We start from the raw sequence: 24,265 nt of genomic DNA, 5'->3' as shown, positions 1-24,265 counted from the left end.
TAACATCAGACCCTAGCGGAAAACTGAAACGTGTTCTAGTCTCGCAGTCATGGCGCTGAACCTTGCTGACCTCTTCGAACACGCCGTCGACGCCGCGCCCGAGAAGGTGTCGGTCCAAGTCGGCGACCGCAAAGTGACTTACGCAGAGCTCGAGCGTGAGTCCAACAAGCTGGCCCGCTACCTGGCCGGCCAGGGGATCGGGAAGGGCGATCACGTCGGGCTCTACTCCAAGAACTCCGTCGAGCACGTCATCGCCCTGCTCGCGATCCTCAAGATCCGTGCCGTCGCGATCAACGTGAACTATCGCTACGTCGCCGGCGAGCTGGAGTACCTCTTCGGCAACGCCGACCTCAAGGCCCTGGTCCACGACCGCGTCTACGCGCCGCTGGTCGCCGAGGTCTCCCCGAAGCTGGAGGGGCTGAAGACGTTCGTCGCCGTCCCCAACCCGCTCGAGCCCCACGACGACTCCGACCTGAGCTCGTTCGGCGGCGTCACGCTCGAGGAGGCCCTGGCCGGGCAGTCTGACGCGCGCGACTTCGGCGAGCGCAGCCCCGACGACATCCACGTCATCTACACCGGTGGCACCACCGGCTTCCCCAAGGGCGTGATGTGGCGCCACGAGGACTTCTGGCGCGTGCTCGGTGGCGGCATCGACTTCATGACGGGCGTGCCGCTGGAGGAGTACGACCAGTCCAAGCAGGCCGCCGGCGACGGGCTCATCACCCTGCCGCTCAGCCCGCTGATGCACGGCGGCGCCCAGGCGAGCCTGCTGATGCACCTCTTCGCCGGCCAGGTGACGATCCTGGAGCCCAAGTTCGACCCCGTACGCACCTGGGAGATCGTCGACCGCGAGAAGGTCCAGATGATGTTCATGACCGGTGACGCGATGGCGGTGCCGCTCATCGACGCCTACGAAGCCGGTCCCGGCAACGGGCAGAGCTTCGACGGCCAGTCGCTGTTCGCCATCGCCTCCTCGGCCGCGATCTTCTCCAAGTCGGTCAAGGAACGCTGGATGAGGGCCTTCCCGAACGCGGTCTTCACCGACTCGATCGGCTCGACCGAGACCGGCTTCCAGGGCACCGGCCTGCAGGACGCCTCCGCGCTCTCGACCGACGGACCCGTGGTGACCGCGGGTGCCCACACCGCCGTGATCGGCGACGACGGCCACCCGCTCGACCTCGCCACCGACGTCGGCAAGATCGGGCGCACCGCCCGCAAGGGCCATGTGCCGGTCGGCTACTACAAGGACCCCGAGAAGTCGGCGAAGACCTTCGTCGAGATCGACGGCATCCGCTACGCGATCCCGGGGGACTACGCCCGGATCGAGACCGACAACCGCCTCACCCTCCTCGGACGAGGCTCCAACTGCATCAACACCGGCGGCGAGAAGGTCTACCCCGAGGAGGTCGAGGCCGCCATCAAGGCGCACCCCGACGTCTACGACACGCTCGTCGTCGGCATCCCGGACGAGCGCTACGGCCAGGCCGTCGCCGCGGTGGTCCAGCCGCGACCGGGCGCGACCATCGAGCTGGAGGGGCTGCGTACCTTCCTGCGGGCTCACCTGTCCGGCTACAAGCTGCCGCGTGCCCTGACCATCGTCGACGAGGTGCCCCGCAACGCCACCGGCAAGGCCCAGTACCCCAAGGCCAAGGAGATCGCCCTGGCCACCCAAGCGACCGCAACAGAGCAGGACCCCGAAGGAGCAAAGGCATGATCCGTACGGCACTGTGCGAGGCGTTCGGGATCGACTACCCGATCTTCGCCTTCACCCCCTCGGAGCACGTGGCCGCGGAGGTCTCCAAGGCCGGCGGCCTGGGCGTGCTGGGCTGCGTACGCTTCAACGACGCCGAGGAGCTCGACCGCACCCTGACGTGGATGGACGAGAACACCGACGGCAAGCCCTACGGCGTCGATGTCGTCATGCCGATGAAGATCCCGACCGAGGGCACCTCGACCGACCTGTCCGCCTACATCCCGGCGGAGCACACCGAGTGGGTCGACAAGACGCTGCTCTCGCTGGGCGTACCGCCGCTGCCGGAGGGGGAGGGGCGCGAGGGCGTCCTCGGCTGGCTGCACTCGACCGCGCGCTCGCACGTCGACGTCGCGTTGCAGCACCGGCCGGTGCTGATCGCCAACGCGCTCGGCACCCCGCCCAACGACGTGATCGAGAAGGCGCACGAGCACGGGGTCAAGGTCGCTGCGTTGGCCGGCGCCCCGAAGCACGCGGTCTCGCACGTCGCCAACGGCGTCGACATCATCGTCGCCCAGGGCTACGAGGCAGGCGGGCACACCGGGGAGATCGCCTCGATGGTGCTCCAGCCCGACATCGTCGACGCGGTCGGTCCGGATGTGCCGGTGCTGGGTGCCGGCGGGATCGGCTCGGGTAGGCAGATCGCCGCGTCGCTGGCGCTCGGTGCGCAGGGAGTCTGGACGGGCTCCATCTGGCTCGGGACGAGCGAGTATCGCAACCTCAACACCCACGCCGGCTGGGAGAGCGCCTTCACCCGCGCCACCTCCGCCGACACCCGCCGGATGCGGATCTACACCGGCAAGCCCGCCCGGCTGCTGAAGTCGAAGTGGACCGACGCCTGGGAAGCCGAGGGCTCGCCCGCGCCGCTGCCGATGCCGCTGCAGAACCTGCTCGTCTCCGACGCCCACAACCGCATCAACGCCGCCGGGGATCCCGACGTCGTCGCGATGCCGGTCGGGCAGATCGTCGGCCGGATGAACGAGGTACGCCCCGTCGCCGCGGTCATGGCCGACCTCATCGCGGAGTTCGAGGCCACCGTCAAGCGCCTGGACGCGATCGCCGAGGGATAGTCCGAAGCGCCACGAAGGCGCCGGCTCGTCGACCGAGCCGGCGCCTTTCTTCATGCCGCGACTCCGTCGCGCCTTACCTCAGCGCGCTATCGCACACCGTGGTCGTCGGCGCCGCTACCGCACACCACAACTCCGCCACAGAGGCGGAAGAGGCACTGACAGGATGGCCGCGTGACGATCTCGAGTTACGTACGTGACGGACTCACCTTCGACGTGATCGACTCTGGCCCGGCCGACGGTGACCCGGTCGTGCTCCTGCACGGGTTCCCGGAGCGGGCGACCTGCTGGCGTGAGGTGTCACCGATCCTGCACGAGGCCGGCTTCCGCACGATCGCCCCGGACCAGCGCGGCTACTCGCCGGGCGCCCGGCCGCGTACGCGCCTCGGCTATGGCGCCGGCAAGCTGGTCGAGGACGTGGTGGCGCTCATCGACGAGATCGGCCGGCCGGTGCACCTGGCCGGTCACGACTGGGGCAGTGCTGTCGGTTGGGGAGTGGCGGCCGAGCGACCCGACCTGGTCCGGAGCTGGACCGCCATGTCGGTGCCGCACCCGGTCCCGTTCGCTCGGTCGATGAAGGGTCCGCAGCGGCGCAAGTCGGCTTACATCGCGCTCTTCAACATCCCGCTGCTGCCCGAGCTGGTCTCCGGGCGAGACGGCCGGATGGAGCGGATGATGCGGGGGAGTGGCTGGAACGACGAAGACGTCGAGCGCTTCCGGGACGAGATCGTCGACTACGGCGCGCTGCCCGGTGGTCTGGGCTGGTATCGCGCCCTGCCCCTGGCCCCGCGCGTCGGCCGCGTCTCGGTGCCGACGACGATGCTCTGGAGCAACGGCGACGTCGCGATCGGCCGGACGGCCCTGGAGGGAAACGAGGACTCCGTCACCGGTCCCTACGAGTTCATCGAGCTGACCGGGGTCAGCCACTGGATCCCCACCAAGGCTCCGCAGGCGGCGGCCGACGCGATCCTCTCGACCATCGCCAAGGCGACTCGGCCGTGATGCGCAGGCTCAGCCATCCTCGGTCCCATTGACGGTCGGAGAGCTCGACCGGGGCATGGTGTCGCGAGCTGTGATCGCGTCGCGGACACCGCCGATCGCGGTACGGATCATGTCGCCGTACGGCCCTTGCGGCAGCGCGGCCACACGCTCCTCCGCCTTGTCGATCTGCTCGGCGGCTGCCTCGAAGGAGCCGAGGCGACGCAGGTTGTCGGCGATGTTGAGGTGCAGGCTCGGATAGAAGCCGGCGACCTCGAGGCCCGCATGGTGCTCACCGGCTCGATCGTCGGTGAGGGCGGCTGCGGCGTCGAGGGCGCGTACGTCCCAGAGGAGTGCCTCGGCCGGATCGGGATACAGATCGGCGAGGTAGTGGGCGAGCGTGCACCGGTGAAGCGGATCGCCCAGCACTCCGAGTTCTTCCCAGACGGCGAGCAGCTCCTGTCGTGCTCTGGCGGTCTCGCCTTGGTGGCCAAGGGTCACGGCGGTGGTGATGGCGTCCATCGTCGGATCAGCTGCAGGGGTCGCGGTCATGCCTCGATGCTGGGCCTTCGACCGACCTGAAGGTCAAGAGTTGAGTACGCGGGCTCATCACGCCACGCCGCGGCGCCGCGAGACTCGTCGCATGCTCGCTTTCGACCGCCCGGCCAGTGTCCGCTGGCGCATCACGCGCGTGCCCTGGTTTCCCGTCACCACGGCTCTTGCGTCTGTCGTGGCTCTCCTCGCCATCGGGAAGCTGGCCGCGAACTGGCTGGATGTCTATCTGGTCTTCTTCGGTGAGCAGCCGGAGATCGACCCGGCGAACATCGCCGCGTACCGCGTCTGGGCTGCGATCGCGCTCGCCGCGCTTCTGTGCGGCGCGGTCGCCCACATGCTCAACCCCGCCCGCCGAATGCTCGGGACCTTCTGGCAGGGCCTGCTGGTCATCGTCGGCACGGCGATGATCCTGCTCTGCTACATCCCTGGCGCGGTGGATCTACCAGCGCCGGAGCGGGAGGACGACGGGTATCGCGCCCCGCCCTGCTACTCCGGCGGCGACAACGACGAGTGTGTCGGCGGCTGACGCTGCTGGCAGTCCCTTCAGCTGCCGTCAGCCGCGGTCGTGGAGCGTGATCTGGTAGCCGTCGGGGTCGGCGAAGGTGAACGTACGCCCGAAAGGACCGTCGATCGCGGGGGAGACGATGGTGTGCCCGTCGGCAACGAGAGCATCGTGGATGGCCTGGACATCGGTGGCATGAAGCCAGATCGCGGCACCGATGCCAGGCTGGGCGACGGAGTCGAGATCGGTGCCCGGAACGACCTCGCGAAGCGCGAACGCGATCGGCTTCGTCTCGAAGACGACGGCGTGCGGCGGCCCGGCCGGCGAGCGAACGAGGCCGAGGTAGTGCTCGTAGAACGCCTGCGACGCGTCGAGGTCGCGCGCCTGCAGCGAGATGAAGTCGGGGCCGGTGACGGGCATGGGATGCTCCTTCGATGTGTGTCAGTTATCTGACACAACGAAGTTATGTCAGAATACTGACATGGGTCAAGATGGCGTCGATCTGGACAAGTCGCTGGGCTACCTGCTGAAGGAGGCGTCGAGCGCCCTGCGCGCCGCGATGGAGGAGGTGCTGCGCCCGCTCGGCATGAGCGTCACCCACTACGCCTGCCTGGAACTGCTGGCGCAGCGGCCCGGTCTGTCGAACTCCGAGCTCGCCCGGGGCGCGTTCGTCACGCGCCAGACGATGAACGTGCTGCTCCGCTCCTTGGAGCGAGACGGCGACGTGACCAGGCCGGCGGAGGCCCCCGTCGGAAAGGTCCTCCCCACGCGACTCACGCCCCAAGGCCGGCGGAAGCTCGAGGAGGCCACCGTCGCGGTCCGATCCGTCGAGGTGAGGATGCTGGCCGGCATGAGTCCGGCCGATCAGTCCGACGCGTTCCGGATCCTGCAAGGCATGATCCACTCCCTGCGCGATGGCGGCGACGGCGCCTGAACGACCCGCAGTTGCGAGGACGTTACGAGCGGACCCTTGAAGCACGCCAGAGTGCAGTGGCAAGCCACAGGGCTGCGACGGCGACGAGGACGCCCCAGACGATCCGCCCCGCGTGCGGAAGGAAGTACTGGGGGAGCATCGTGACCAGGAGAGCGGCCAGCGGGACGGCGCTCCAGCGGGGCAGGGACCCCGAGCGCCAGACCGCGATCGCGACGAGCACGGCGGCGACGGCGACGAGCAACAGTCCGATCACGAAGATGGTCATCGCGGTCGGGTCGAGCCGGAAGTCGTTGCCCACGTCGGTCAGGCTGGGGTCGCCGTCGGCCACGGCGCGCTCGCCGATGGCCTTGAGCCCGTAGACCTCGGCGCCGTAGTAGGAGATCGTCAGACCGGAGCCGATGTAGCCGATGACGGCCGCGAGAAATGCGGTCCTCTCCTGTGGCGTACCGTCGAGAAAGCCCCGGATCGCGCCATAGCCGAGCGGGATGAGAATGAGTCCGACGATGGCACTGATGTGCGCGATGCTCCAGCCGGCGGAGGCCCACGCCGCCGCTCCGTCAAGCGTGGTCTCGTCGGCGCGTGGGGCAACGACCTCGTAGACGGTAAAGAGGATGCCAGCGATCGCAAACGCGACGGCGCCCATCTGGGTGCGGCGGTCGGGGGAGGCGTGGGGGACGGTCACTGCGGGGCTCCTTTGTGGATGCAATGAGAGCAGTGCTCTCAATTGTGAGCGATGATGACATGCATCGGCCGGCACCGCACGCGATTTGACCGGCCTTTGTCCAAGACCCACCCAGGCGGCCCTCCGCCGGTGGCTGATAGGCCATAGCGCTATCGCACGCGGTTGTGATTTGGCGCGATACAGCACAGACGCCCGCCACGAACATGCGGAATCGCGTCCATGTGCGCGTGTCCGATGGGCAGGCGGAGACACGGCCCAGGTGATCCTGGGATCTCTACGTGCGTCTGGTGAAGCGGATGTCGCCGTTGGGTAGGCGTTCGTGGAGGTAGGCGGTGTCGTGGGCGCGGTGGTGGTGATGGCTGCAGAGGAGGGCGGCGTTGTCGAGGTCGGTCGGCCCGCCTTGGGCCCATTCGAGCCAGTGGTGGGCCTCGGCCCAGGTGCCGGGGATGTCGCAGCCCTCGGCCTCACAGGTCGCCGACCTGAGTAGGAGGGCTCGGCGTTGGGCGGCGGTGAAGAAGCGTTCCTTGCGGCCGAGGTCGAGGACTTCGGATTCGCCGCCGAGGACGGCGGGGATGATGTTGGCGGTGCAGGCCAGGCGTCGTGCCTCGGCCGCGGTGATCGGAGTTCCGCCAACGATGTCGCCGATGCCGGCTTCCTTGCGGAGCTGGTCGATGTCGATCGTGACGATCACCGTGGTGGCATCGCCGCCGTGGATCGGGAGCCGGGTCGGGTCGAGGGTCTCCAGCAGTTGGCAGAATGCGCGCCCGAGGCGGCGGTCGTAGGGCAGGTAGTCGCCGGTGTCGGTGCGGGTGCCGTCGTCGCGGCGGGGTGAGGCGAAGGCTTCCAGGTTGGTGGCCAGCCGGTCCGCGGCCGCGTCCGGGACCACCGCAGTGATCCGGGTGGTGCCGTCGCCGAGGCGCCGCATACTGAGCCGGGTCTTCTTCCGGGCGTGGGCCTCCTCGGCAGCGAGCCGTTTGGCTTCTTCGGCCTCGGCGATCTCGGGCGCGATCAGATCCAAGATCCGGCGGCCCAGGCGGCGGAGCTGGGTGGGGTCGAACTGGGTCGCATAGACCACCAGCGCCTCTTCGGCCTTGACCCGGATCTCGGGATCGAGATCGGCGGGGAGGTCGTCGAGGGCATTCACGATCACGTGGGCTTGGGCGGGGTTGCAGTCGCCACGGCGCATCGCGGCCGCGATCAGCTCGTAGGTACGGTCCAGTGCCTGAGCGAGCCGGAGGTCGGCGCGCAGGGTCTCGGGGCGCTGGTGGGTGTGGTGATGCAACCACGCCGCCACATCCCGCGCCGCGGACTCGGCGGCCACATCGTCAGCAACGGCGAGCACGCGCAGCTCGAGCTCAGCCAACTGCGCCTTGGCCCGGGTGATCTCGAGCAGGGCGGCGGCCTTCTGATCGGTGGCCATGAACGAAGGGTTCGCCTCAGCAACCGCGCCGAGCGAGGCGGTGACCGCGACTACCGCCCCGAGCACAGGGTGCTGTGGCTGTTGCAGCGTGGTCATCACGGTCACCTCCCGACGTACGAACTCAAGGGTTTCTGCCTGTGCAGAATCCCGGTGGGTTCGCTGGTCTCGGAGGCCCGGCAGCACGGGCTATTACTTACCCTCGCAGCTCAGCGTTCACGCCCCTGGTTCCCCTGGATTACCCCACACCCGTTGTGTCTCGGATGGATAGGGCACGCCTCGGTTGAGGTGGTCGGCCTTCACGTTTACGCCTGCGCCGAGCCTACCACACAACACAAAGCCAATGAACCCAAACCCAATCAGGGACAGATATCCCAAACCCAAGCCAGACCGCTGCTGGAAGCCCGCAAGACAGCCAAATGGCACCCACTCAGGCACCCTGCTTCTAAATCTCCCAACCCAGGCACCGTATTGGCCCCACCCGCGCTGGAACTCCGCACGAGACCAACGGACACACATCCAGATCCCCACTCGAAGGCGGCCAGCCCTGGACGAGGAATTGACTGTGGTCAATAAGACAAAGCGCTATCGCACACAATGGGTACTTTCCGCGATACAGCACAAACACCAGCCACGAAAGAGAGGCCCCGGCAGCCGCCGGAGCCTCTCAAGACGTCGGTACGTTTCAGGATGCAGCGAGAGACCGCCCGATCCGCAGCGCCTGCTCCGTGGCTCCGCCGAAGACGAACTCGAAGCGCTTCGCGGTCGTGAAATAGCGATGGGCCTCGCCGTCGAGGTCGATGCCGACACCGCCGTGGACGTGGACGGTGGTGTGTGCGAGCCGGTGGGCGGCGTCGGCGGCCCAGAGCTTGGCGACGGCGACCTGGTCGGCGTCGGGGAGGCCGGAGGAGACCCGCCAGACGGCCTGCCAGAGGGTGAGCCGCTGGGCGAGTACGTCGATGAATCCGTCGGCCAGTCGCTGGGAGACGGCCTGGAAGGTGCCAATGGGGCGGCCGAACTGCTCCCGGGTCTTGGCGTACGACGAGGTGAGCGAGAGGGCTCCTTCGGTGACGCCCAGGAGCTCGGCGGCCGCCGCCACGGTCAACAAAGAGCCGAGCCGGGCAGCGGCCGAGGAGTCCCCGACGCGACGGGCAGGGGCTGAGGCGAACGAGACGAGCGCGGTGACGTCGCCGTCGCTGGTGTGCTGCGGACGGCGGTCGACGCCTTCGGCGGATGCTTCGACCAGGAAGACCCCGACGGTGCCGTCCGGGGATGCCGCGGTCACCAGGAACGCATCGGCGATCATTCCGGCCCTGACCAGCGTCTTCACGCCGGTGACCGTGTCCCCCGTGGCGACGACCATGGGGACGTCGGGCAGGTGGGAGTGCTCCTCGGCGACCGCAGCCGTCAGGACGCGAGATCCGTCGGCGACGCCGGTCAGGGCGTCCGCCGCGGTCTCGGCGAGGAACAGGCCGCACGGCCCGTGCACGGCGAGCGGTACCGGCGCGACCTGCCGCCCGGCCTCGACCAGCACCCGGCACAGCTCGACGAGCCCGAGCCCGGCACCGTCGTACGTCTCGGGCAGATGCAGCCCGAGCAGCCCGGCCTCGCCGAGCGCGGACCAGAGGGAGGCGTCGAAGCGGCCGCGGTCGCCGGCAGCCGCCTCGACCGTACGCAGCCGCTCGACCGAGGTCGCATCGCCGATGATCTTGGCCGCGAGCTCGGCGGCATCGTCGGATTCGGTGGTGAAGGAGAAGTCCATGGTGTTCTCGCAATCGACTGTGTTGGTCTCGACACGCTCGCTGGCGCTCGCGGCTCGACCGACGGGTGGATGGGTCAGCGCTTGGCGGCGGGGAGGCCGAGGCCCACGTAGCCGATGATGTCTCGTTGGATCTCGTTGGTGCCGCCGCCGAAGGTCATGACCAGCGAGGAGCGGTGGAACCGCTCGAGGCGGCCGGCGAGCACAGCGCCGGGGGAGTCGGCCGTGATCCCCGCGTGCGGTCCGACGATCTCCATCAGTGTGCGGTAGACCTCGGTCGCGAGCTCGGAGCCGTAGACCTTGGTCGCCGACGCCTCGGCCGGCGAGAGCGCGACCCCGTGGTCGGCGTCCGAGGCGAGCTTCCAGTTGATCAGCGAGAGCGCCTCGATGCGTGCGTGGGCTCGCCCGAGTGCCAGCTGGACCCATTCGGCGTCGATCACCCGGCTGCCGTCAGGGAGCACCGTGGTCCGCGCCCACTCCTTCACCAGTCCGATCGAGTGGACCAGCGGTGCCGCGGAGGTCAGCGCGACCCGCTCGTGGTTGAGCTGGTTGGTCATCAGCGCCCAGCCCCCGCCGCGCGAGGAGACGAGGTTCGACGCCGGCACGCGCACGTCTGAGTAGTAGGTGGCCGAGGTGCCCACCCCGGCCACGGTCTGCACCGGCGTGTATGAGAACCCCTCGGACGATGTCGGCACCAGGATCATCGACAGCCCCTTGTGGCGGGACGCCTCCGGCTCTGTCCGACAGGCGAGCCAGATCCAGTCCGCATACTGGATCAGCGAGGTCCACATCTTCTGGCCGTTGATCACCCACTCGCCGGAGCCCTCGTCGAGCACAGCGCGAGTCTGCAGCGAGGCGAGGTCCGTCCCGGAGCCCGGCTCGGAGTAGCCGATCGAGAAGTGCAGCTCGCCGGCGAGGATCTTCGGGAGGAAGTACGCCTTCTGCTCGTCGGTCCCGAACCGCATGATCGTCGGTCCGACCGTGTTGAGCGTGAGATAGGGGATCGGCACCCCGGCCACGGCGGCGGCGTCGGTGAAGATCAGCTGCTCCACCATGGAGCGGTCTTGGCCGCCGTACTCCTTCGGCCAGCCGATCCCGAGCCAGCCGTCGGCACCGATCTGCCGGATGGTCGAGAGGTAGACCTCCTTGTCCGCTTCATCCCCGAACTCGCCCGAGGCCCGCGCGAGAGCAGCCCGGCGCTCCGGCGTGACCAACTGGGCGAAATAGGAGTTGAGCTCTGAGCGAAGTTGCTCCTGGGCGGGTGTCAAGGCCACATGCATGTGATAAAACTAGAACAGGTTCTACGTTTTGAACAGGCCCAGCGAATAGGCCCACCAGGCTCAAACCAGCGGAAGGTACGACGATGGCCGACCCCACCACCCAGACCCGCACGCTCGACCACGGCACCCAGCCGGAGCGCTTCGCGCGCGGTTGGCACTGTCTGGGTCTGGCCAGCGAGTTCAAGGACGGCAAGCCCCACGCCGTCGAGGCGTTCGGCGGCAAGCTGGTCGTCTGGGAGAACACCAAGGGCGAGCTGGGCGTGCTCGACGGCTACTGCCGCCACATGGGCGGCGACCTCACTCAGGGCACGGTGAAGGGCGACGAGGTCGGCTGTCCGTTCCACGACTGGCGCTGGGGCGCCGACGGCCGCTGCAAGCAGATCCCGTATGCCCGCCGCGTCCCCCTGCGCGCTCGCACCAAGGCGTACGAGACCGTGATCCGCAACGACTCGCTGCTGATCTGGCACGACCCCGAGGGTTCGAAGCCCGACTACGACATCCTGCCGCCGGAGCTGCCCGACGTCAGCAACCGCGAGATCTACACCGACTGGATCTGGAACACCGTCCCGATCAAGGGCAGCCACTGCCGCGAGCTGATCGACAACGTGGTCGACATGGCGCACTTCTACTACGTGCACTTCGCCTTCCCGACCGACTTCCGCAACGTCTTCGAGGACCACACGGCCACGCAGTACATGGCCTCCCGAGGGCGTCCGGACGTGTCCGGTGGCTACGGTGACGCCGAGATGTTCCTCAAGTCTGAGGCGACCTACTACGGCCCGGCGTACATGATCAACTGGCTCGAGGTCGACTACAAGGGCTTCGTGACCGAGGTGATCCTGATCAACTGCCACATCCCGACCGGCCCCGACTCGTTCCTCCTGCAGTACGGCATCACCGTCAAGAAGCCCGAGGGTCTCGACGACAAGACCGCCAACTTCATCGGCAGGAAGTACGCCGACATGTTCGGTGACGGGTTCCTCCAGGACGTAGCGATCTGGGAGAACAAGGCGCCGGTGCAGAACCCGCTGCTGTGCGAGGAGGATGGCCCGGTCTACCAGCTGCGCCGCTGGTACGAGCAGTTCTACGTCGACGTCGCCGACATCGAGCCCGAGATGCGTGCCCGCTTCGAGTTCGAGGTCGACACCACCAAGGCCAACGAGTTCTGGCACGAGGAGGTGGCCGAGAACCTGCGCCGGATCGAGGCCGAGAAGGCGGAGAACCCTGAGTCGAGCGACGCAGGGGTCAGTTGATGGCCTCGTTCGTCCCGACGTCCGAGGACACCGTCGAGGACCAGCGGCTCTACACCCAGGCCCGCCTGGTCGAGGTGGAGTGCCTCGACTGCCTCGCCCGCGTCGGGGTGAAGAAGAACAGCGAGCACCAGACCTCCGTCCAGTGGACGGCCGAGGCGCAGGCCCAGTGTCCGGATCTCGTACGCCGCAAGGCCGCCGCCAACGGCGAGCGGCTCATCCATGCCCGCTGCCCTCGTCTGGCGGCGTCCATCGAAGCAGCCGTCGCCGACGGCCGGATCCAGATCGGAGCCGAGGATGGCTACTGACTCTTTCCTGCTGCCCGTCAGCGACGTGGTCAAGGAGACCACCGACGCCCACTCGATCGTCTTCGAGGTGCCCGAAGACGTGAGGCACGCGTTCCAGCCGAAGCCGGGGCAGTTCCTCACCGTCGCCGTTCCGAGCGACCGCGACGGCCTGGCGGCGCGCTGCTACTCGCTCTCCAGCGCCCCGGGCGACCCCCTCACGGTCACCGTCAAGCGCACCGTGGACGGCTACGCGTCCAACTGGATCTGCGACAACCTCCGCCCCGGCGACACGCTTCGGGTGTTGCCGCCGAGCGGGATCTTCACCCCTGCCGACATCGACGCCGACTTCCTGCTCTTCGCCGGCGGCTCGGGCGTCACGCCGATCATCTCGATCGCCCGCACGGCCCTGCGAGAGGGCACGGGAAGGATCGTGGTCTTCTACGCCAACCGCGACGAGCGCTCGGTGATCTTCGCCGAGGAGTGGGCGCGGCTCTCCGCCGAGCACCCCGACCGGCTCCAGGTGGTCCACTGGCTCGAGTCGGTCCAGGGGCTGCCCACCGGTGAGCAGCTCAAGGCGTTCGCGGCCGACCGTCTGACGTACGACGCCTTCGTCTGTGGGCCGGCGCCGTTCATGAAGGCGACGATCGCGGCGCTCAAGGAGCTCGAGTTCCCGCGCGCGCGGCGACACCAGGAGAAGTTCGCCTCCCTGGGCGGCAACCCGTTCGGCGAGGTCGCCCCGGTCGAGGAGGCGGAGACCGAGGTTGTCGACGACGGCCCCAAGCAGCCCGCCACGCTCGAGATCGAGCTCGACGGCGCCACCGCGACGTACGACGACTGGGACCCCGGCACTCCGATGCTCGAGTTCCTCGAGGCGAAGGGTGTGAAGGCGCCCTACTCGTGTCGCGAGGGCGAGTGCTCGGCGTGCGCGTTCCGGCTGCTCGAGGGTGAGGTCAAGATGGTGCGCAACGACGTGCTCGAGCAGGAGGACCTCGACGACGGGATCCGGCTCGGCTGCCAGTCGTTGCCGACCACCGACACCGTCCGCGGCACCTACTCCTGAGGGACTCGCGAGAGACACAGATCACCAACCGGTTGCCAGGTCGAGGCGCGCGGCGCGATAGTGTCGCGCTGCCCGAACCACATCCCACCGTGTCACCCCGAGGAACGTCGTCGGCTGACCGGTAGGGCTCAAGCGAGGTTTCCCCCAACGTGTTCAATCGCAACTTCTACGCCGCCCAGGACGATCGGCGCTTCGTCGTCGGCTATGCCCTCGACCTCGGCTTCCGAGTCTTCGATGCCTACTCGGCACCTGGCCAGCCGTTGACCGAGATCACCACGACGGCATCGGCATCGCTGCTCGCCGCGAGGCCCGCGTTCAAGCTGTACGCCCCCAACACCGGCCCTGAGCCGGTGATCACCCGGGTCGAGCTGGAGGAGTCGGAGTTCGGTCCCTCGGCCTTCGAGTATCGGTGCAATGGCTGGGGTCTGATCGGGCTCAACTTCGGTGGCGTCGTCGGTCTCGGCGGCCTCGGCTGGAGCACGCTCAACACGATGGCCGAGGCCCGTGCGGCTCGCTGGCACGCTGTGGAGCCGATCGGTGCCGCTCCCTCGGAGTGGAACTGGCCGGCTGTCGACGACGCCGCGATCAAGATGTTCGAGGCGATCGCCTCGATGGCCGGCTCCGCCGTGGGCGACAGCCCGATCCTGGCCGCCGCTGGCCAGCTCATCAAGGACAAGGGTCTGCTCTACGAGTCCGGTGGCGGCCTGCACGCGCGTCCGGGTCTCGGCTGAGCGCGCCGCGCGGAGCTTGATACTCCGGGCGTATCAATCGCCTTGGGATCGATACTTCACAACAACAGGTCGTCGATCCTAGATTCTCGGGCATGGACGTCACCTGCGAAGCCATCCGAGTGCACCACGTCGTCTCGGGCCGGCCGGACGGTCCGGCGGTGGTGCTGTCCAACTCGTTGGGCGCGACCCACGCGATGTGGGACGAAAACCTGTCTGAGCTCGAGCGGCACTTCCGCGTGGTGCGGTACGACACCCGCGGACACGGGTCCTCGCCCGTGCCCGGTGGCCCGTACGCGATCGACGACCTGGCCGACGATGTCGTCGCCCTCCTGGATCGCCTCGGCGTCCGGCGGGCCCACTTCGTGGGTCTCTCGCTCGGCGGCATGACCGGGATGCGCCTAGCCTCGCGCCACCCTGAGCGCGTCGACCGCCTCGTACTCTTGTGCACCGGAGCGCACCTGGCTCCTGCCTCCGCCTGGCAGGACCGAGCGGCCACGGTGCGAGCCGAAGGCACCCAGGCCGTCGCCGAAACGGTCGTCGCCCGCTGGTTCACGCCGGGATTCCTCGAGGCGAACCCCGAGGTGAAGGCGACCTGCGAGGCCACGGTCGCCGCCACCCCGGACGAGGGCTACGCCGGCTGCTGCGAGGTCATCGCAGCCATGGACCTCCGCGCCGACCTCCCGGTGATCACCGCCCCGACTCTGGCCATCGCCGGTGCCGACGACCCCGCGACGCCGCCCCCGCACCTCGAGTCGATCGCCGATGCGGTCCAGGACGGCCGGCTCCTGGTGGTCCCCGACTCGGCGCACCTGGCCAACGCCCAGCAACCCGAGATCATCACCCGCGCCATCGTCGACCACCTCCAGGCGACCTGACGGGCGACGTCGAAGGTCAGGGGATAACCAGGTGCGTCCAGGACCGCGACCTGGCTAGGTTCGGAGCCGATGCGAGAACCCGATGCCGCGTTCGCGGACCCACGTCAAGCAGTCCTCTACGACGTCTTCGACGACGACCGTTCCGACCTGGATGCCTATGTCGCGATCGCCGGTGAGCTCGGTGCTCGCCACATCGTCGACATCGGATGTGGGACAGGCTCGCTCGCCGTTCGGCTGGCCGGTGAAGGGCTCTCCGTCGTCGGCCTCGACCCAGCCGTGGCATCTCTCGACGTCGCCCGCACCAAGCCGTACGCCGACCGCGTCACCTGGATCAACGGCGACGCGACCGCCCTCGCCAGCCTCGCCGGCGCTGCCGACATGGCGGTCATGACCGGCAACGTCGCCCAGGTCTTCGTCTCCGACGAGGACTGGTCCGACACCCTGACCGCCATGCATGCCGCCCTCCGGCCCGGTGGCTGGTTCGTCTTCGAGACCCGCCGCCCGGAGGTCCGAGCCTGGGAGGACTGGGACATCGCGCCGACAACCGTCGATCTCCCGGATGGCCGCACCGCGGTCGTCACCCGCACGGTCACCGTCGTCGACCTCCCGCTGGTCACCTTCGAGGGGTCGACCACCATCGGCGACGAGACCCTGACCTCGTCCTCCACCCTCCGCTTCCGCGGCCGGGAGGAGATCGAGCGTGACCTCGTAGCCCACGGCTTCACCGTGACCGACGTACGCGACGCCCCCGACCGTCCCGGCAAGGAGTCTGTCTTCCTCGCTTGCGTGCAGGACTGAACGGACGCGCCGCTCCTATGCGCCCGTCAGCTCGCCTTCGGCGTTTACCTTTGCCAGATGGCGATCACGAACGAACCAAGCAGTGCAGTCGAGCGCGCCGTGGCGGAGATGGACCAGCGTCTGCGGACGAGCCAGGCGGTGGGCGCGTTGATCCTGCTGGTTGTGTCGTTGACCGCTCCAGTGCTGGTCAGTATCGACGATTCGACTGGGGATGATCACCGCGACGTCAAGGCAGTCTGGTCAGCGTTGGCGTATGCGAAGGTCTTGGTGACCAACCCGGATGCGGACTTCGGAAGCCACGCATCGCACGTCGTCGTATTCATAGGACTGATTGCCACGGTCGCGCTCTGCCTGTTCATGCTGGTCGGCGTCCTGTCCGTGCTGATCCCCCTCTCGTCGAGACCGCGAAGGTTCTGGTCGGCCGTGAGCATCGCGACTGCGGTTGCGCCAGCGGTGACCCTCGTCGGTCTCGGCCTCTCTTCGGGCGACTCCGAGTTGGCGGCGACATGGACGACCTTGGCGCCCACGGGGCTCGGTGTTTGGGTTCTCGCCGCGACTGCACGTCAGACAGCCTGGTGACGAGATCGCGAGTGAAGGGCTGCCCGAGGCCCGCCGCGCCGAGGATCAGAAGGCTGCGCTCGACGGCTTCCACCTGCGCAAGATCGACCTGGCCGACCGGGTTCTGGATCGTCAACGCGGGTGGGTACGTCGGTGAGTCGACGAGCAGGGAGATCGGTTACGCCTGCGCGACCGGCAAGCCGGTCTCGTCGCTCAATCGGCCGACGCCCGACTGAGCGACCAGCAGATAGCCGGCGCCGTCGGAGTCGAGGGTCGTTGTCTCGACGGTCAGCCCGAGGCTCTGCAACTGTGCGACGAGCTCCTCGTAGCGATAGGGCCAGAACGACAACCGCTCCGCGCACGTCTGGAGCGACCCGTCAGGCCTCACCTCGGTGACGGCGATCTCCATGTGGTGCTCCTGTTCCCAGTCCGGCGCGATCTGGGTGTGGTAGATGACCACTGCGTCGCGACCGTTGCGGCGGATCAGGCGATCGCGGACATCGATCCGGGAGCCACGAGCGCGCACGACCTCCCACATGCGGGAGGTGAGCACGAGGCGTCCGCCTGGACGCAGCAGCTGGGCCATCGAGGCAAGCGCGGCCAGACGGCCGCGCCTGCCTTCGGCGTGACCGAGGGAGTTGCCGACGCAGAACACCAGGTCGAAGGTCGAGGCCTCGAAGCGACCGGTCAGCTCCTCCCAGCTGACTTGGCGTGCGTCGAGCCGTACGCCATGTTCGCCGGCGAGCGCTGTTGTTCGGCGGATCATCCCGGAGCTGGCGTCTGTCGCCACGACGTCCAGGCCATGTCCGGCGAGACCGACCGCGAGCTGGCCGGTGCCGCAGGAGCAGTCGAGGACCCGTGCGTTCGGTGGCAGAGACGTCACCAGGTCCTCGAACCTCGCCGCAGCGCCGACAGGGGAGAGATTCTCGTCCCGAATCAACCACTCGTACGCCTCGGACAGTGCGCCATAGCCGGCCACAGTGATCACCTCCGTCATCCGTCGGCGGGACCTCCGTGTTTGCCCTGCCCACCGCTCGTCGTCCAGCGAACCAGACCCGAAGGTCGCCATGCCACTGAGTTTGCGGCGGTCTCTCAGCCCTCAGCGGGTTGCGGCGTGAGCACGTCGAAGACCACCTCGTCCTCGAGCCCGGAGGCCAGGCGCCAGATCGCGTCGGCGAGCTCGTCAGGGTCGAGGGTGGCGTAGGGGGAGGGGGTGGTGGGGTCGGTGAGCATCTGGTGGATGTCGCCGCGCTCGATCAGGCCGCCGACGACGAGGGAGCCGACGTGTACGCCGTCCTCGGCTGCGGCGGCGGCCAGGGTGCGGGCGTAGGTCCGCAGGGCACCTGAGGCGGGGGCGTAGGGGCCGAGGAACGGTAGCGGGACAAGCGCGCTGAGGCCGGACACGTACACCAGGGAGCCGCTGCCGCGCGAGCGCATCGCGGGAAGGACCAGGCTGGCGACCTCGGCGGCCGGCTCGACGGTCGCGGCGATCGCACGGCGGATGTCTGCTGGCCCGGTCTCGAGGATTCCGATCGTGGGCGCGCTCAGGTCGTGGGCACCGGGGCCGTGGTAGACGACATCGATCGGGCCCAGCTCGGAGGTGATCTCGGCGAGGGCGCGGGCGGGGCCGCCCGGTTCACGTAGGTCGGCGGCGACCGCAACCGCGGGCACGCCGCTCGCCGCCAGCGTCTCCAGATAGCCCGGGTGCCGGTCGGAGCTGCGCGAGACCAGGCCGACGGCGTACCCCTCCTTGGCGAACCTCCTCGCCACCGACATGCCGAGGCCGGGGCCGGCGCCGAGGACCGCGATCGTGCTCATCTTCTTCTCCCTCATGGGTAGGTTGCTGATGTCAGCAACCCTCGCCGCCCGGCGGCGTTCGCGGAAGAAGGCACTTCAATGTCAGATGGGAACACCGATGTGCCCCGGCACATGGTGAGCGCGGCGCTCGGGCCAGGACTGCCGCAGAAGGTCCCGGCGGGGGAGTACGAGACCTGTCCGGTGACGCAGGCCGTGCAGATGCTCGGTGACAAGTGGACGCTGCTGGTCGTGATGATGCTGGCCGAGCGGCCGCATCGCTACAACGAGCTGCGGCGCCGCGTCGAGGGGATCAGCCAGCGCATGCTCACCCGTACGCTGCGCGTCCTGGAGGAGGAGGGGATCGTGACGCGTACGGTCTTCCCGACGGTGCCGCCGGGTGTGGAGTACGGACTGAGCGACCGCGGCCGGGAGCTGCTGGTGCCCCTTGCCGGGCTCGCTGATTGGGTGGTCCGAGGGAAAGCGGCCTGAGGCTCAGAAGCCCCGGGTCCAGAAGACCTCCTCATGGAGGTGGCGCGAGCGCCAGCCCTCCGGCGTACGCACGAAGGAGTGGCGGTAGCGACCGCCCACCTCGACGACGCGCTCGCCACCGGAACCGTCGGAGATGACCATCGGGTTGTCGAAGTATGCGATGACTTCCGCCGAAGCGAAGCCCGAGGCATCCGGTGCCGCGCCCTCGCCGGTGAAGGTGATGCCGACCTGGCCGATCGTGTGCAGGCGCTTCTGGGAGAACGCGGGCAGCATCTCGGCGAGCCACTTCTTGACCTCGGCGAGCTCGCCGACCGTACCGCCGGACTCGGAGTAGTCGATCGTCGCGTCGGCCGCGAAGACCGTGTCGAGCGCGTCCCAGTCGCCGTCGTCGACGGCCAGCGTGTAGCGAGTCAGCGCGTCGGTGATCTCCGCGCGGTCGATCAGCTCTTGAACGTCCATGAAAAGGTCTCCTTCAGCGGGGCGAGAGGACGATGACCGGGATCTCCCGGTCGGTCCAGGTCTGGTAGGTCTCGAAGTCGGCGTACGTCTCGAGCAGCCGCGGCCACAGCGCAGCCCGCTCGGAGGAGTCGGCGACGCGTGCCCGGACGAGCCGGCGCCCCTGACGGGGGACGCGGACCGCGACATCGGGCTGGGCGCGCAGGTTGGCGACCCACTGCGGGTCCTTCGGAAGCCCGCCCTGGGAGCCGACCACGACGAGATCCGCTCCCGAGCGCATGAACAGCAGGGGAGTGGTGAAGGTCCGGCCCGACTTGCGGCCGATGTGCTCGAGCAGCAGGACCGGAGCGGGTTTGCGCCAGCCGGCCATCACCCGCCAGGTGCCGCCGATGCGGCCGTCGGTCAGCTTGAACAGCGCGGTGTTGGCGCGGGAGCCGTACTTGATGATTCTCGCCGTCAGCGGCGAGTCGAGGCCTGCGGGACGTTCGAGAGAAGGCGACATGACGAACACTCTGGCAGAAACTTAGAACACGTTCTAGTGTTGGCACATGCGCTTCACCTATGCCGAGGCAATGACGCAGGCCGACTACTACGCACCGCTGGCCCGAGCGGCGGAGGCCGCCGGCTACACCAGCATGACGGTGGCCGACAGCCTGATCTATCCCGAGGAGTCCGACTCCACCTATCCCTACACCGACACCGGCGACCGGGAGTTCCTGCAGGGCAAGGAGTTCATCGAGGCGTTCATCCTGTGCGCCCATCTCTTCGCGGTGACCACGACGCTGCGCCTGACGCCGTTCGTGGTGAAGCTGCCGGTACGCCCGCCGGTGCTGGCCGCCAAGCAGGCCTCGAGCCTCGCCTTCCTCTCCGGCAACCGGCTCGGGCTCGGCGTCGGCCTGTCCCCGTGGCCGGAGGACTTCGCCGCCCTCGGCGTCGACTGGAAGCGCCGCGGCAAGCGGATGGACGAGTGCATGGACATCCTGCGCGGCCTCACCGACCCGAGTGGCGACTTCTTCGGCTATGAGGGGGAGTTCTACGAGTTCGCGCCGCTCCAGCAGCGCCCCGCGCCGACCGAGAAGATCCCGCTCCTCGTCGGCGGCCACGCCGACGCCGCCCTGCGCCGCGCGGTGCTCAAGGGCGACGGCTGGATGCACGCCGGCGGCGACGGTGAGGAGCTCGACCGACTCCTGGTCCGCCTCGCCGAGATCCGGCGCGAGGAGGGCGACACCCGGGACGACTTCGAGGTCCACGTGATCAGCTACGACGCGTACGACCTCGACGGGATCAAGCGGCTCGAGGACAAGGGCGTCACCGACTGCATCGTCGGCTTCCGCGACGCCTATGTGAAGGGCGCCGACCCCGAGCCACTGGAGAAGAAGATCAAGCACCTGGAGTGGTACGGGGAGAACATCATCGCGAAGGCTGCGCAGTGACCGAGCAGAGCGCGGCGTACGGCCTGACCGAGCCGTTGCAGCGGGCGATCGCTGAGGCGGAGGAGCTCATCGCGAACGCGCCGTTCATCCGGACCGAGGCCGACCGGCTCGAGGGTTACGAGTACCTCTCCGGCCGGATCCGGATGGCGATGCAGACGGCGTTCGACTACGACCTCGAGCAACCGCTCTTCGTGAACCCGACGCACCAGTTCTCCAAGCAGGGTCTGGACAACCCCGACGCGATCTACTTCAACGCCTACCTGCGAGAAGGCGTCGAGTACGTCGTCCGCGGCCGTCGCGGGACCAGCGCCGACCTCTCCTTCCAGGTGATGGGCGGCGCCTACACCGCGTACTCCGCCGCGACCAGCCTGATGGCGTTCGACGACCGCAAGCTCCAGCTCGACTACGACGGCTCCTTCGAGTTCACCTATGTGGCCGAGCCGGGCGCGAAGACCCTGATCGTGCGCGAGGTCTTCAACGACTGGGACACCGAGGCCCGCGGCATGATCACCATCGAGCGCCCCGACACCCTTGGCCGGCCGCGCCGCCCGCTCACCCAGGACCTGCTCCGGAAGAAGTACGAGGTCGCCGCCCGGTCGCTGACCGGCTCGATCCAGACCTGGTTCGCCTTCCCCCAGTTCTTCCAGTACAAGGAGCCGGTCAACACACTCACCGTCCCGGCCCGGACCCCGGGCGGGCTGGAGTCGCAGTTCTCCTCGATCGGTCACTACGAGCTTGCCGAGGACGAGGCGCTCGTGGTGGAGGTGCCGCGCTGTGACGACTGCAGCTACCAGGGCATCCAGGTCGGCTCGGACTGGTACGCCTCGACCGACTACGAGACCCACCAGACCAGCCTCACCAAGGCCCAGGCCGTCACCGACCCCGACGGCGTGATGCGCTTCGTGATCTCCGAGCGCCCACCCCTGGACGGCAAGCCGATCGCGAACTGGCTCGAGACCACCGGCCATCGCACCGGCTCGCTGATGCTGCGCTGGCAGCGGCTCGAACGCGACCTCGTTGCCGCCGACGGGCCGGTGGTCCACAAGGTGGGCATGGATGACGTACGCGACCTGCTGCCGCACACCGAGGCGTTGAGCCCCGGGGGGTATGCCGAGCGGATCACTGCACGTCAGCGGGCAGTTGCGCGCAGGATGCTCAGCTGAGAGGGGGCGCGACGCGAAGGCGTAGGACGCCTATGCTTGCCGCCCATGGCCAGTCCCCACCACGAGCCACCGACGATCCCGGGCTTCCGTCATCGTCGACTGATCGGCGCCGGCGGATCCTCCGAGGTCTTCCTCTACGAGTGGCCGCAGGAGAAGGTCGACGTCGTCGTCAAGGTCTGGAACGACCAGCTCAGCGGCGAGACCCAGGACGCGCTCGCCAAGGAGACCAAGGAGGTCGCCGAGCTCGCCGCCCACCCCCATGTGCTGCCCCTGCACGCCGTCGGCGTCAGTGACGACGACCGGTGCTTCGTGGTCATGGACCATCGCGCCGGCGGCGATCTGCAGGCCCGCTGGCAGCGCGAGCGGCTCTCGGTCGCCGAGGCCTTGAGCATCACGATCAAGGTCGCGGGCGCGCTCGATGTCGCCGCCCGGCACGGGATCCTGCACGGTGACGTCAAGCCCGCCAACATCCTGCTGACCAGCGGCGGTGAGCCGCAGCTGGTCGGCTTCGGGGGGCTCTCCTCGGCCGGGCGCCCCGGCGGTGCCGGTTCGACGTCGCTGCCGTGGATGGCTCCGGAGATGCTCTCCGATCCGCCCGAGCCGAGCGGCTGGGCGGACATCTGGAGCCTGGCCGCGACCTGCTACACGCTGTTGGCGGGACGTACGCCGTTCGAGGGGCCGGGCGGTGGCAACGCCCCCGCGGCGCTGTCGGAGCGGATCCGGGAGTACGACCCGCTGCCCATCGAGCGCGACGACGTCCCGGCATCGTTCGACGAGGCGCTGCGCAAGGCGATGTTCAAGCGCCGGGCCGGACGACACTGGAGCGCCGCCGACTTCGCCAAGGCGCTCCAGGCAGTCGAGGAGGAGCTCGGGCTGCCGGTCACGCCGCTCGCGGACATGTCCGAGCCCCGGGAAGATGTCATCGAGGTCGCCCCGGACCCGCTCCCGTCGCAGGCCGAGTCGCCGGGGGCGGGGGACACGGCCGAGGTCCCGATCGTCATTGGCCCTGTGGTCAAGCCTGTGACCGAGCCCGTGATCGAGCCGGTGGCGGAACCCGTGATCGCCCCCGCGCCGGTGCTCGACCAGACCGACGACGACGTCCTCGGCCACCGGGTCGACGTCGACCGGCTGGCCCGCCTGCTCGCCTCCGCGCGCACCCAGCTGCCGATCTCGGTCGCCGTCCAGGGACTGCCCGGCAGCGGCCGGTCGACTTTCCTGCGGAAGGTCCAGGAGCGCATCGAGTGGCTCACCGAGAACGACGAGACCTACCCCGCCCGCACCACCCACGTGCGTATCGACGCCCGCCAGTACGCCGACGGAGACGTGGCGGGCGCGGTGCTCGAGAGTGTGCGGAGCGCCGGGAAGAGCGAGCCGCCGCCGCTGGTGGCGAAGCATCAGGCCGCACAGCGGCGGACCGCCGAGCTGCGGGCCGCGCTCGCGGGCGTGCCGGAGGACGACGGGCACCGCGGCAAGCGCCGCGCGCAGCCGATGAGCACCACGATGGCCCTGGCGGCCATGGACCGCGAGGTCGCGGCTTACGAGGCGGCGTTACGGGCGGCGCCGCCCGGACCGCCGCCGCGCCCGCCGGCCGGCTCATTGAGAGGGCCGCTGGCGAGCCGCACCATCGTCTACGTCGATGACCTGGACAGGTGCGACCCGGCGACCGCGGCCGGGGTGTTGCAGGCGATCGACGAGCTGAGCAGCCAGGAGGGTGTCGCGGTCGTGGCGGCTGTGGACGCCCAGACGCTGCGGCGGGCGATCGGGGGCCGAGTGGCGGAGCCCGCGGCGTACCTCTCCCGGGTCTTCGACGTGCCGTTCGGGCTGCGGGCGTTCGCGGGTGACCCCGCGGTGCGGTTCATGCGGTCGCTGATGCGTCAGGCGGTTCCGTCGTGGCCGGCCGCGCTGGCCACCGGCACCGGCGATCGGACCGGGCGTACGAGCCCGGTCGAGAGCTTCGAGATGACCCCGGGCGAGGCGCTGTTCGCGAGCGAGCTGGCCAGGTTCTGTCCGACGCCCGGAGCGGCCCGGAAGCTGCTCGCGGTCTACCGGCTCGCGCGCACGGCCCCGGTGGCGAGCGCGAGCACCGAGCCGGCCGGCCACCAAGCCCTCGGCATTCTGATGGCGATCCTGGTCGGGGCGCCGGCGCAGGCCGTCCAGGTGCTCGGGGCCGTGGTCGAGTCGCTGGCGGCGGGGGAGGACGGTACGACGTTCCGGAAGCTGCTCGAGAAGGTCGCACGCGAGCACACGGCGGGCTGCGGACGGGCCACCTGTGGCTCGTGCGCCGACTGGTCCCGGGTGCTCCGTGCCCACGCCGACCTCGTCCGGGCGCAGCAGGTGCCGCAGGAGGTCGGGGCGTACGCCGCCTGGGTCGACGAGGTCGCCAGGTTCAGCTTCCCGACCTGACCCGGCACACCCCTTCCGCAAAAGTGAAACACGTTCTAGTC

26 protein-coding genes are annotated in these 24,265 nt (G+C 68.9%); 16 read left to right on the top strand and 10 right to left on the bottom strand.

Annotated features, from left to right (window positions below):
• Nucleotides 1-49 precede the first annotated feature (49 nt).
• The 3 genes from ABZY89_RS12425 to ABZY89_RS12415 all read left to right on the top strand — a co-directional run bounded on the left by ABZY89_RS12425 (nt 50) and on the right by ABZY89_RS12415 (nt 3,819).
• Nucleotides 50-1,714 (top strand): acyl-CoA synthetase, encoded by a 1,665-nt coding sequence (locus ABZY89_RS12425; protein ID WP_355227507.1) that lies wholly within the window; start codon nt 50-52, stop codon nt 1,712-1,714.
• Entirely contained in the window at nt 1,711-2,820 is a 1,110-nt protein-coding gene (locus ABZY89_RS12420; RefSeq protein ID WP_355227505.1) for a nitronate monooxygenase family protein, read from the top strand. Before ABZY89_RS12425 ends, ABZY89_RS12420 begins: the two co-directional genes overlap by 4 nt.
• Nucleotides 2,821-2,991: 171 nt before the next feature.
• Nucleotides 2,992-3,819 (top strand): alpha/beta fold hydrolase, encoded by an 828-nt coding sequence (locus ABZY89_RS12415; protein ID WP_355227503.1) that lies wholly within the window; start codon nt 2,992-2,994, stop codon nt 3,817-3,819.
• A 9-nt stretch (nt 3,820-3,828) separates the two neighbouring features.
• Here ABZY89_RS12415 and ABZY89_RS12410 read toward each other — a convergent pair whose 3' ends face one another.
• Complete coding sequence (locus ABZY89_RS12410) at nt 3,829-4,347, bottom strand: hypothetical protein (RefSeq protein WP_355227501.1); 519 nt, start codon at nt 4,345-4,347, stop codon at nt 3,829-3,831.
• A 91-nt stretch (nt 4,348-4,438) separates the two neighbouring features.
• Here ABZY89_RS12410 and ABZY89_RS12405 point away from each other — a divergent pair, with 91 nt between their 5' ends.
• Complete coding sequence (locus ABZY89_RS12405) at nt 4,439-4,876, top strand: hypothetical protein (RefSeq protein ID WP_355227499.1); 438 nt, start codon at nt 4,439-4,441, stop codon at nt 4,874-4,876.
• 27 nt (nt 4,877-4,903) lie between these two features.
• Here ABZY89_RS12405 and ABZY89_RS12400 read toward each other — a convergent pair whose 3' ends face one another.
• Nucleotides 4,904-5,272, bottom strand: a complete 369-nt coding sequence (locus ABZY89_RS12400; RefSeq protein WP_355227497.1) for a VOC family protein — start codon at nt 5,270-5,272, stop codon at nt 4,904-4,906.
• Nucleotides 5,273-5,333: 61 nt separating this feature from the next.
• On the opposite strand from ABZY89_RS12400, the gene ABZY89_RS12395 reads away from it, so the two are divergent.
• A complete protein-coding gene (locus ABZY89_RS12395; protein WP_355227495.1) occupies nt 5,334-5,786 on the top strand; it encodes a MarR family transcriptional regulator in 453 nt (150 codons plus the stop codon).
• A 22-nt stretch (nt 5,787-5,808) separates the two neighbouring features.
• On the opposite strand, the gene ABZY89_RS12390 is transcribed toward ABZY89_RS12395, so the two are convergent.
• The 4 genes from ABZY89_RS12390 to ABZY89_RS12375 form a co-directional block, all read right to left on the bottom strand.
• Nucleotides 5,809-6,468 (bottom strand): hypothetical protein, encoded by a 660-nt coding sequence (locus ABZY89_RS12390; protein WP_355227493.1) that lies wholly within the window; start codon nt 6,466-6,468, stop codon nt 5,809-5,811.
• A gap of 274 nt (nt 6,469-6,742) precedes the next feature.
• Entirely contained in the window at nt 6,743-7,984 is a 1,242-nt protein-coding gene (locus ABZY89_RS12385) for a DUF222 domain-containing protein (RefSeq protein WP_355227491.1), read from the bottom strand.
• Between the two features lie 586 nt (nt 7,985-8,570).
• The gene (locus tag ABZY89_RS12380; protein ID WP_355227489.1) at nt 8,571-9,647 is read right to left on the bottom strand and encodes an acyl-CoA dehydrogenase family protein; all 1,077 of its coding nucleotides are present in this window, start codon (nt 9,645-9,647) and stop codon (nt 8,571-8,573) included.
• A 74-nt stretch (nt 9,648-9,721) separates the two neighbouring features.
• Nucleotides 9,722-10,924, bottom strand: coding sequence for an acyl-CoA dehydrogenase family protein (locus ABZY89_RS12375; RefSeq protein WP_355227487.1), 1,203 nt, complete (start codon nt 10,922-10,924; stop codon nt 9,722-9,724).
• Nucleotides 10,925-11,007: 83 nt separating this feature from the next.
• On the opposite strand from ABZY89_RS12375, the gene ABZY89_RS12370 reads away from it, so the two are divergent.
• The 7 genes from ABZY89_RS12370 (at nt 11,008) to ABZY89_RS12340 (ending at nt 16,504) form a co-directional block, all read left to right on the top strand.
• A complete protein-coding gene (locus ABZY89_RS12370) occupies nt 11,008-12,177 on the top strand; it encodes a Rieske 2Fe-2S domain-containing protein (protein WP_355227485.1) in 1,170 nt (389 codons plus the stop codon).
• Nucleotides 12,177-12,482: a hypothetical protein gene (locus ABZY89_RS12365; RefSeq protein WP_141804673.1), complete on the top strand. Its 306-nt coding sequence runs from the start codon at nt 12,177-12,179 to the stop codon at nt 12,480-12,482. Before ABZY89_RS12370 ends, ABZY89_RS12365 begins: the two co-directional genes overlap by 1 nt.
• Nucleotides 12,472-13,521 carry a ferredoxin--NADP reductase gene (locus ABZY89_RS12360; RefSeq protein ID WP_355227483.1) on the top strand — a complete coding sequence of 350 codons (1,050 nt, stop codon included), beginning with the start codon at nt 12,472-12,474 and terminating at the stop codon, nt 13,519-13,521. The genes ABZY89_RS12365 and ABZY89_RS12360 overlap by 11 nt, the downstream gene beginning before the upstream one ends.
• Nucleotides 13,522-13,670: 149 nt before the next feature.
• Nucleotides 13,671-14,252, top strand: a complete 582-nt coding sequence (locus ABZY89_RS12355) for a hypothetical protein (RefSeq protein ID WP_160023363.1) — start codon at nt 13,671-13,673, stop codon at nt 14,250-14,252.
• 92 nt (nt 14,253-14,344) lie between these two features.
• Nucleotides 14,345-15,127: a 3-oxoadipate enol-lactonase gene (gene pcaD, locus ABZY89_RS12350; protein ID WP_355227481.1), complete on the top strand. Its 783-nt coding sequence runs from the start codon at nt 14,345-14,347 to the stop codon at nt 15,125-15,127.
• A gap of 69 nt (nt 15,128-15,196) precedes the next feature.
• Nucleotides 15,197-15,925 carry a class I SAM-dependent methyltransferase gene (locus tag ABZY89_RS12345; protein WP_355227479.1) on the top strand — a complete coding sequence of 243 codons (729 nt, stop codon included), beginning with the start codon at nt 15,197-15,199 and terminating at the stop codon, nt 15,923-15,925.
• A 57-nt stretch (nt 15,926-15,982) separates the two neighbouring features.
• On the top strand, nt 15,983-16,504 hold the full coding sequence (locus ABZY89_RS12340; RefSeq protein ID WP_355227478.1) for a hypothetical protein: 522 nt from the start codon (nt 15,983-15,985) through the stop codon (nt 16,502-16,504).
• 157 nt (nt 16,505-16,661) lie between these two features.
• On the opposite strand, the gene ABZY89_RS12335 is transcribed toward ABZY89_RS12340, so the two are convergent.
• On the bottom strand, nt 16,662-17,480 hold the full coding sequence (locus ABZY89_RS12335; protein ID WP_355227477.1) for a class I SAM-dependent methyltransferase: 819 nt from the start codon (nt 17,478-17,480) through the stop codon (nt 16,662-16,664).
• Nucleotides 17,481-17,575: 95 nt separating this feature from the next.
• Complete coding sequence (locus ABZY89_RS12330) at nt 17,576-18,316, bottom strand: SDR family NAD(P)-dependent oxidoreductase (protein ID WP_355227476.1); 741 nt, start codon at nt 18,314-18,316, stop codon at nt 17,576-17,578.
• 63 nt (nt 18,317-18,379) lie between these two features.
• Here ABZY89_RS12330 and ABZY89_RS12325 point away from each other — a divergent pair, with 63 nt between their 5' ends.
• Entirely contained in the window at nt 18,380-18,769 is a 390-nt protein-coding gene (locus tag ABZY89_RS12325; RefSeq protein ID WP_355227475.1) for a helix-turn-helix domain-containing protein, read from the top strand.
• A 3-nt stretch (nt 18,770-18,772) separates the two neighbouring features.
• On the opposite strand, the gene ABZY89_RS12320 is transcribed toward ABZY89_RS12325, so the two are convergent.
• Both ABZY89_RS12320 and ABZY89_RS12315 read right to left on the bottom strand, forming a co-directional pair.
• Complete coding sequence (locus ABZY89_RS12320; RefSeq protein WP_355227473.1) at nt 18,773-19,228, bottom strand: nuclear transport factor 2 family protein; 456 nt, start codon at nt 19,226-19,228, stop codon at nt 18,773-18,775.
• Nucleotides 19,229-19,241: 13 nt separating this feature from the next.
• On the bottom strand, nt 19,242-19,727 hold the full coding sequence (locus tag ABZY89_RS12315; protein WP_355227471.1) for a nitroreductase/quinone reductase family protein: 486 nt from the start codon (nt 19,725-19,727) through the stop codon (nt 19,242-19,244).
• Between the two features lie 46 nt (nt 19,728-19,773).
• On the opposite strand from ABZY89_RS12315, the gene ABZY89_RS12310 reads away from it, so the two are divergent.
• From ABZY89_RS12310 to ABZY89_RS12300, 3 genes are read left to right on the top strand one after another with little or no spacing between them, the layout of a single operon-like run.
• Nucleotides 19,774-20,658 (top strand): TIGR03619 family F420-dependent LLM class oxidoreductase, encoded by an 885-nt coding sequence (locus ABZY89_RS12310; protein WP_355227469.1) that lies wholly within the window; start codon nt 19,774-19,776, stop codon nt 20,656-20,658.
• Entirely contained in the window at nt 20,655-21,821 is a 1,167-nt protein-coding gene (locus tag ABZY89_RS12305) for a hypothetical protein (protein ID WP_355227467.1), read from the top strand. Before ABZY89_RS12310 ends, ABZY89_RS12305 begins: the two co-directional genes overlap by 4 nt.
• 45 nt (nt 21,822-21,866) lie before the next feature.
• Nucleotides 21,867-24,224: a protein kinase gene (locus tag ABZY89_RS12300; RefSeq protein ID WP_355227465.1), complete on the top strand. Its 2,358-nt coding sequence runs from the start codon at nt 21,867-21,869 to the stop codon at nt 24,222-24,224.
• Nucleotides 24,225-24,265: the final 41 nt, after the last annotated feature.

It is taken from the genome of Nocardioides sp. NPDC006303, from assembly GCF_040613175.1.
Lineage (GTDB): Bacteria > Actinomycetota > Actinomycetes > Propionibacteriales > Nocardioidaceae > Nocardioides.
Note: the sequence above shows the minus strand (reverse complement) of the source record. Positions and strands in the feature narration are given on the sequence as shown.